This is a genomic window from Pseudomonas sp. ok266 (assembly GCF_900110195.1).
In the GTDB taxonomy this organism is placed as follows: Bacteria; Pseudomonadota; Gammaproteobacteria; order Pseudomonadales; family Pseudomonadaceae; genus Aquipseudomonas; species Aquipseudomonas neuropathica.
This window is the reverse complement of the sequence record NZ_FOCU01000013.1, coordinates 251,026-259,076: the sequence shown is the minus strand read 5'-3', so window position 1 is coordinate 259,076 and position 8,051 is coordinate 251,026. Positions and strand designations below refer to the sequence as shown.

Annotated in this window: 9 protein-coding genes; 3 read left to right on the top strand and 6 right to left on the bottom strand. The window is 60.1% G+C overall.

The window, feature by feature from the left end:
* Positions 1-232: 232 nt before the first annotated feature.
* Together BMY54_RS24135 and BMY54_RS24130 are read right to left on the bottom strand one after the other, a co-directional pair.
* A complete protein-coding gene (locus tag BMY54_RS24135; protein ID WP_093438822.1) occupies positions 233-2,683 on the bottom strand; it encodes a penicillin acylase family protein in 2,451 nt (816 codons plus the stop codon).
* 191 nt (positions 2,684-2,874) lie between these two features.
* Positions 2,875-3,519, bottom strand: a complete 645-nt coding sequence (locus BMY54_RS24130) for a glutathione binding-like protein (protein WP_093438818.1) — start codon at positions 3,517-3,519, stop codon at positions 2,875-2,877.
* A 146-nt stretch (positions 3,520-3,665) separates the two neighbouring features.
* On the opposite strand from BMY54_RS24130, the gene BMY54_RS24125 reads away from it, so the two are divergent.
* Positions 3,666-4,223, top strand: coding sequence for a cysteine hydrolase family protein (locus BMY54_RS24125; RefSeq protein WP_093438836.1), 558 nt, complete (start codon positions 3,666-3,668; stop codon positions 4,221-4,223).
* Positions 4,224-4,456: 233 nt separating this feature from the next.
* Here BMY54_RS24125 and BMY54_RS24120 read toward each other — a convergent pair whose 3' ends face one another.
* From BMY54_RS24120 to BMY54_RS24105, 4 genes are all read right to left on the bottom strand, one after another.
* The gene (locus BMY54_RS24120; protein WP_034154967.1) at positions 4,457-4,660 is read right to left on the bottom strand and encodes an SEC-C metal-binding domain-containing protein; all 204 of its coding nucleotides are present in this window, start codon (positions 4,658-4,660) and stop codon (positions 4,457-4,459) included.
* On the bottom strand, positions 4,657-5,151 hold the full coding sequence (locus tag BMY54_RS24115; protein ID WP_093438814.1) for an LEA/WHy family protein: 495 nt from the start codon (positions 5,149-5,151) through the stop codon (positions 4,657-4,659). Before BMY54_RS24115 ends, BMY54_RS24120 begins: the two co-directional genes overlap by 4 nt.
* 114 nt (positions 5,152-5,265) lie before the next feature.
* The gene (locus BMY54_RS24110) at positions 5,266-5,742 is read right to left on the bottom strand and encodes a YchJ family protein (RefSeq protein WP_093438810.1); all 477 of its coding nucleotides are present in this window, start codon (positions 5,740-5,742) and stop codon (positions 5,266-5,268) included.
* 4 nt (positions 5,743-5,746) lie between these two features.
* The gene (locus tag BMY54_RS24105) at positions 5,747-6,244 is read right to left on the bottom strand and encodes a DUF6231 family protein (RefSeq protein ID WP_093438805.1); all 498 of its coding nucleotides are present in this window, start codon (positions 6,242-6,244) and stop codon (positions 5,747-5,749) included.
* A 199-nt stretch (positions 6,245-6,443) separates the two neighbouring features.
* Between BMY54_RS24105 and BMY54_RS24100 the strand changes: the two genes are divergently transcribed.
* Positions 6,444-7,139, top strand: coding sequence for a PA1041 family peptidoglycan-binding anchor lipoprotein (locus BMY54_RS24100; protein WP_093438801.1), 696 nt, complete (start codon positions 6,444-6,446; stop codon positions 7,137-7,139).
* Between the two features lie 91 nt (positions 7,140-7,230).
* Positions 7,231-7,953, top strand: coding sequence for a PA1041 family peptidoglycan-binding anchor lipoprotein (locus BMY54_RS24095; RefSeq protein WP_093438797.1), 723 nt, complete (start codon positions 7,231-7,233; stop codon positions 7,951-7,953).
* Positions 7,954-8,051: the final 98 nt, after the last annotated feature.

Below are 8,051 nucleotides of genomic sequence, written 5' to 3'. Positions count from 1 at the left end.
AAATACCGAGTCGAACACAGATTCTGGACCAGATCAAAAGCCCCTCACCCCAGCCCTCTCCCGGAGGGAGAGGGGGCCGACTGAGGTGTCTGGCCAGCTACATCGACCTGAAAGACCGAGTTGATTCTGGATTCGGCAGTGCACGTTCAGGTCGGCGTATGACTCAAGCATCCCCCAATCAGTCCCCTCTCCCTCCGGGAGAGGGTTAGGGTGAGGGGCTTTTGATGTACAGCTATTTGCCGGGAGTAAGCGTCAGACGGGTCTTGCCGTAGACCCGGTCAAAGTTCTGCGGCTGCATCGGCAAGCCGATGTATTGCCCCTTCAGCCACGCATCGATGCCATTGAGGTAGTTCGGACTCACCGGATTACCCGACTGCCCCGTACCGTTCTGCCCCATCAGCGGTTCAGCCTGGCCGAAGTCGACGATGAAACGCATCGATGGCGCACGCGTCGTGGTGAAATCCTGACCCCAGGCGAACGCCGACGTGTTCAACGTGGTGTGATCGCCACCGGCCGCCAGTGGTCCGCGCACAGTCTGTCCATTGCTGTTCTTCCAGGCATAACTGTGCAGCTTGCCCCATTGCCAGGCGCGGTGATCGCCGCCCAACTGGCTCTCGCCAGCGCTGATCGCCGCCGCGAAGCTACGGGCAAGAATCACCGCTTTGTCTTCTTTCTGCGGCGTGCGCAGGTCATCCCAGAACGGACTGTCCTCACGTCCCAACAGATGGTCAGCCTGCGCCGCGTAAGACAGATCACCATTGGCGATAAACGCCTTCCACGCAGGACTCGATTCCGGACCGAGCTCATCGAGGAAGATCTGCTTCATGCTTTCTTGCAGGAACAGTTCGTAGATCGCCGCATCCGCCGAGGTCGGGCTGAGCTTGCCGTCGAACGCCATCAACCGCGTGAACGCTTCGCGCGCCTTGCTGCGATCCGCTTCCGGCAGGGCATCGATCGCCTGTTTCAGCGGCTGCTTCATGCCCGGTGCTTCGAAGACTTTCTTCAACTTGGCGGCGAAGGTGGTGGTCTGGTCGTACTGCATGGCGATCACGCTGCGGCTGTCGTGCTTGCCGCTGCCGGCCAGTTCCGCCAGACGTTCGCCACGTTCCGGCGCCGCCCAAGAGTTCGACAGTTGCATGCCGTAACCGTGAGGAATCACACGCTGGTTGGCGGTGCCGAGCCAACCTTGCGCCGGATCCTGATCGTACGGATGCAGCATCGGGTCGGCGTAACCGTCCCAGTCGTAGCGACCTTCCCAGCCCGGCGACGGCAGCAAGCCTTCGCCTTCGCGGCGGTTGGGGAAACGCCCGGTGACCTGCCAACCGATGTTGCTCGCATCGGCGAACACCAGATTCAGGGCGATGGCGCGGATCTCGCGGCTCGCGTCGGAAGCGCGTTCAACGGTTTGCGCGCGGGTCAGATCAAAAAACGCATCCAGCGACTTGTCGTCGGTGAAGCTCGGGGTCTGCAAGGCCAGGCCGAAACCGCTGCCTTGCGCGGCCGCCTGAGCACTGTTGAGCAATGCGCCGTGGCGGGTTTCGTACACCGCTTCGCGAATCGGCCGTTGGCCTTTGACGAAGTAGGTTTCGTTGCGCACGCCCAGCGGCTGCCATTTGCCGTTGACCTCGTAGGTCAGGCTGCTGCCCTGACGGCGAATTTTTTCCAGAAACAGATCCTGGTTGTCGCCGAGCACGCTGGTCATGCTCCACGCGACTTTGCCGTTGAAACCGCCGAGGACCATCGGCAGACCGGCAACGGTGACGCCGGCGGCCTGATATTTCGGTGCGCGGATCTGCACGAAACTCCACAGCGAAGGCGCGGCCAGCGGCCCATGGGCGTCACTGGCCAGCAGGCTCTTGCCGCTGCGGCTGCGTTGCGGGGCGATCGCCCAGTTGTTCGAAGACGGGGTGCCGAGCAGGTTCAGCGCCGACAGTTGCTGGCTGGCGTTGCTCAGTTCGGTCAGGCCGGGGATCTGCCCGTTGAGCTTGAGCCCTTGCAGCTTGTCGGCCTCGGCCAGTGGCAGGTTTTCGTCAGGCGCGGACGGCGTCAGCCAGGCGAGTTTGTCGGTGGTGACGGTTTGCGCCAGCACCAGCGAGGAAATCTCTTCCGGCAGATTGGCTGACTGGCTGAAATTCAGCAGGGCGAAAATCAGCGCCGAGTCTTCCGGCTTCCAATACTCAGGCTTGTAGCCGCTGGAGGCGAGGTCGCCCGGCAGCTTGTCGGCGTAGCGGAACAGGTAGGCGTTGACGCCTCGTGCATAGACTTCGAAGAAGCGCTTGAGGCGTGGCGACGAAGCCTTGTACAGCTCGCCAGCGCTTTTCTTCAGATTGACCGCGCGCATGTAGCGGTCGGCGTCGAGCATTGACGCGCCGGACATTTCCGCCAGACGGCCCTGCGCCAACAGGCGCAAGGTCACCATCTGGTTGATGCGATCGCTGGCGTGGACGTAACCGAGGCTGAACAGTGCGTCATGGAACGTGTTGCTCTCGATCAGCGGCATGCCCATGGCATTGCGACGTACCGACACGTTCTGCGCCAGACCCTTGAGCGGTTGCACGCCGGAGGTCGGCGGGAGGGTGTCCTGAGCATTCCAGGTCTGGCAACCGGACAGGCCCAAAACACCGGCCACTGCTGCGGCAACGCCGAACCGGGGAAGAAAATGTGTGAGGGCTGGCGAGGCCATGGCAAAGCTCCTGCGGGGGGTAGCGTCAGTAAAGGCGCTACGTTAGTGAGCAGGAGGTGGCCGCGCAAGCGGGGGCGGGGGTTATTTGCGTATTTCTGTCGAATGGAAAAGATCGCAGCCTGCGGCAGCTCCTGCATAAGCATGCATTCCCCTGTAGGAGCTGCCGAAGGCTGCGATCTTTTGCCGTTCAATCAAGCCTTCGGTGGATTGATTTTCTGCACCAACGCGTAGGCCTTCACCGTCGCCGGGCGATCCTTGATGTGGTTGAACCAGCGCTGCACATGCGCGAAGTCTTCAAGGTTCTGGCTTTGCCATTTGTGCGAGACGATCCACGGATAGATCGCCATGTCGGCAATGCTGTATTCGCTGCCGGCGACGAATTCGTTATCAGCCAGTTGCTTGTTCAATACGCCATACAACCGCGCGGTCTCGTCGATGTAGCGCTTGATCGCGTAGGGGATTTTCTCCGGGGCGAACTGGCTGAAGTGGTGATTCTGGCCGGCCATCGGCCCCAGTCCGCCCATTTGCCAGAACAGCCATTGCAGCGCCGTTTGCCGACCGCGCAGGTCTTGGGGCAGAAACTTCCCGGTCTTCTCCGCCAGATACAAAAGAATCGCCCCGGATTCGAACAGCGACAACGGTTCGCCGCCATCGGCCGGTTCATGATCGACGATGGCCGGGATGCGGTTGTTCGGGGCGATTTTCAGAAAGTGTGGCTGAAACTGCTCACCCTGACCGATGTTGATCGGGTGCACGTTGTACGGCAGGCCGGCTTCTTCGAGGAACAGAGAGATCTTGTGGCCGTTGGGGGTGGTCCAGTAATACAGGTCTATCATGGAGAACTCCAAAGCAGAAATGGACTTGCGTGCGGACAGCAAACGCCGGCGTCAGGTCGTCCCGTGTGCGTTCGATAGCTTGCTTAGTAGGAAGAGGTGATGCTGAACTGCGCAGAATTCAATGACTCTGCATGAGAAAAATCGCCATGGAGCTTCAGGCCAACGCTGCACTGATCATCATCGACCAGCAAAAAGGCATCCTGCAGCCGCGTTTGGGGCGAAGAAATAATCCTCAGGCGGAAGAGCGAATCCTTGATCTGCTGGGGCTGTGGCGGCGTAGCACAAGGCCGGTGATTCATGTGCAGCATCTTTCGCGTGAACCGGATTCGGTGTTTTGGCCGGAGCAGGAAGGCGTGGAGTTTCAGGAGAGGTTTTTGCCGCAGGACGGCGAATGGCTGATTCAGAAACAGGTGCCGGATGCGTTTTGTGCCACCGGGTTAGAGGCGCGGTTGCGAGATGCGGGGATCGGGCAATTGGTTATTGTCGGCGTGGCCACTAACAACTCCGTGGAATCGACGGCGCGCACGGCGGGGAATCTGGGGTTTGATGCGTGGGTGGCGGAGGATGCCTGTTTCACCTTCGACAAGGCCGATTATTTCGGCACATTGCGTACGGCGGAAGAGGTGCACGGAATGTCGCTGGGGAATTTGCAGGGGGAGTATGCGACGGTAGTCAGTTCTGCACAGATTCTGGTGGCCGGCTGAAAAACTTCACCGTATGTGCCGGCCCCTTCGCGAGCAAGCTCGCTCCCACAGGGGAACGCATTGCAACTGAAGAAACCCGCTCAGGCGACAACGATGTTGCATGTGCCGGCCTCATCGCGAGCAGGCTCACTCCTACAGGGATTGCATTCCAACTGGAGGAACTCGATTGACTGTGGGAGCGAGCTTGCTCGCGAAGGCGGCAGGTCAGGCGAAGAGGGTCTTCGCCCCGGGCATCACGCCCCGTGGCACTTCTTGAATTTCTTGCCGTTGCCGCATGGGCACGGGTCGTTGCGGCCGACGTCTTTCAGGGCGTTGCGCACCGGTTCCTGGTGGGCGTGGCCGCAGTTCGGGCCGTGCACGTGGCCGTGGTCATGTTCGTGATGATGGTCATGATCGTGATTGCAGTCAGGGCCATGGACATGAGGTTGCTGGGTCATCGGTGTTGCTCCGGAATTAAATCGGCGGGGATTATCACGCCATTGCGCTCAAGGTGCACGTAGTGGGCGATGAATAAACCGGTTTCCATCTCACCCTGCAAGCGATAGGGAATCTGTTGATTCGAGCTTTTCAGCATTTTCACCACATCTTTTACCCGGGGCCACAGGTTGGTGCGGATCGGCACTTTGAAGTAGGCACTGCGTTTTGGTCCGACCGTAAACCAGTGTTCATGCTCACCCTCGGCCAGCAGTATGTCGGCAAGATGAATACGGTATTCGAGGCCGCGCACGGTCAGGTCGCTATCGTTGGGGTTATCGACGCGAAAGTGCAGGATGAATTTCTGTTCAAGCAATTTGGCGCGCACCACTTCGACTTTCACCAGATGCACGGCGGGGTCGACGCTGTCATCGCTGAACCACGACGCGCAACCGCCGAGGTTCAGGATCAGCATCAAAAACAGAAAATGTAGTGTGCGCCAGCGACCGAGCATGGTTTTCTCCCTTTGCTGGCAGTCTAGCCGCTAAAAGATCGCAGTCTTCGGCAGCGCCTACAGGCGAAGCGCAAATCCTGTGCAGGAGCTGCCGCAGGCTGCGATCTTTTGATCTTAAGCGCCGAAATATCCCGCACAGCACTTCTTGAACTTCTGCCCACTGGCGCACGGGCAACTGTCATTGCGCCCCAGCTTCAACTGCACCGTCGGGTCGATGAAGTACCAGCGCCCGGCGTTCTGCACGAACGACGAACGCTCGCGATGGCTATGCTCGCCCTGACCGTCATGCCAGCGCGCGGTGAAGGTGACGAAAGCGTGTTCCGGCTGGCCACCGAAGACTTCCGAGCTCTCGACTTCAAGGCCGAGCCAGGTGCTCTGCGCACTCCAGTCGGTGATCGATTGGCGATTGAGGCCCGCTTGCTGGGCGGGCAGGGTGGTCGCCACCAGATAGTCGATCAGCCCCAGCACATAGGCGCTGTAGCGCGAACGCATCAGCGCTTCGGCGCACGGTGCCGGATGGCCGTCGTGATAATGGCCGCAGCAGGCCTCCAGCAGATTGCCGCTGCCGCACGGGCAAATGGCTGTACTCATTGCATTACCACCAGTATTTCCCGAAGTTTTCCGGATTGGCCCAGAACCGTGAGTTGAGCCAGTCGGGGACTTGTTTGTATTCAAGCAGATCATAGGTGAACAGGGTCAGCACTTGATCGTCGCGTTGAAAACGTTCACTGGCTTGCAGCGCCAGTGAATAGAAGTCGGTTTCCTGCCAGCCGCTGGCCGCCAGATCCGCCAGCACGGCGATGCGGCTGGCGTTGAGATTGCGAATCCCGCCCAACAGGTTCAGGCCATCGCGTTTGGGCAAATGTTCCAGGCAATCGACCACCAGCGCCAGATCGAAACGCTGTGCCGCCAGTTCGGCAGGCAATGCGCCCGGCGCCGCATGGGCGACGACGGTGTCTGGATGTGCCTCTTTAAAGGCGTTCAGGGCTGGAAATTCGCTGGCGCCGATCAGCAACAGCCGCGCCGGGGCGTAGCGATCCAGCAAAGCGGCTAACGCCTGTTGCGGCGTGCGGGAAGAAATGGCGACGTTCATCGAAGCTCCTCAATCAGACCGCCAAGACTAGCCTGCCTGACGGTGGCGGCAAAGCGCCCTGTTCCGCCCGTTTCGGGTAAATGTGCCGAAGTCCTGTGAACAGGCTCGCAAACAGCGGTGGCCTATTGCTGGCGGAGATTAAAACTCCGGTCTTTACTCCCTGAATCGGTTCTAAGCCGATCCCTCAGGAGAAAACCAGATGAGCATAGTTCGGACAGCATTACCTTTGATTCTGCTAACCAGTGTGTTGACTGGTTGCGCAGGTTTGCAGAAAACCGACTGGCCGACCTGTGCGGCGGTCGGTGGTGTCGTCGGTGCCGGTCTCGGCGCAACCGAAAGTTCGGCATGGGCCGGCTACGGTGCGTTGCTGGTCGGTGGCACGGCAGCGGCCTATTGCTGGGTTCACGGCGATGGCGACGAAGACGGCGATGGCGTGCCGGACAGTCGCGACAAGTGCCCGGGCACGCCTAAAGGCGTACAGGTCGACGCTGACGGTTGCCCTCCACCAGCGCCTGCACCCGTGGTCGAAGAAGCTGTAGTGGTCAAGGAAGAAACCATTGTTATCCGTGATGTGCACTTCCAGTTCGACAAAGCCACGCTGACCGGCCCTGACAAGCAAGTGCTCGACAAGGTCGCCACCCGCCTGAAACAGGAATCCTCGACGGCGCAACTGACTGTGACCGGTCACACCGACAGTGTGGGCAGCGATGCCTACAACAAGAAACTGTCGGATCGTCGTGCGCACTCGGTGGTGGAGTACCTGATCCAGCAGGGTGTGCCACGCGCCAGCTTCGTTTCGGTGTCCGGCATGGGTGAAAGCCAACCAGTGGCCGATAACAAAACCGCTGACGGTCGCGCACAAAACCGTCGTACCGAAATCAAAATCCAGCGTTAAGCCCCTCTCGCATCCGCGGCTTGTGCAGTCGCGGATGCGGGTCTTTACTCCTGTGTAACCGGTATGGGCCGGTGACACAGGAGCTTTCACAATGACTGTTTTCTCAAGGTCCGTCTTGCCGGTGCTGCTGCTAGGCAGCTTGCTCACCGGTTGCGCCACCCACAGCGATGGCACTGCACCCCTCAATCAACGTACGTGGCCGATCTGCAGCCTTATCGGCGGGCTGGTCGGTGGCGGTCTCGGCGCCATTGAAAGTGGCGGCTGGGCCGGCGGCGGCGCAGCGCTGGGGATTCTTACCGGCGGACTGATCTGTTACGCCCAGGACGGCGATGAAGACGGCGACGGTGTATTCGACCGCCGCGACCGTTGCCCGGACACCCCGGAAAATACCCCGGTCGATCACCGTGGTTGCCCGTTGCCGCAATACCCGGTCACGGAAAAAGTGCCGGAGCCTGCACCGCAAACTGAAGTCATCACCCTCAGCGATGCCGGCAACGTGCTGTTCGATTTCGACAAATCCGACCTGACCCCGGCGGCGAAAGCCCAGCTCGATACGCTGATGGACAAACTGCGCAATGCCGACGTGGTGAGCATCAAGGTCATTGGTCACACCGACAGCAAAGGTTCGGATGCGTACAACCAGGCCTTGTCGGAACGGCGTGCAAGCAGTGTCGCCACATATCTGCTGAGCCAGGGGCTGGCGCCCAACAAACTCACCAGTGAAGGGCGCGGTGAAAGCGAGCCGGTTGCCGATAACGCCACCGATGAAGGTCGTGCGCAGAACCGGCGTGTGGAGTTGCACATCAACCGTTAGGACGCGTCTGTAGGGCGCAGGCTAGAGCTGCCGGGCGACGATCAGCGTCGTTTCGGCAGCCATTTGGCAGACGATCGAAGTTTTTTCATTTTTCCCTC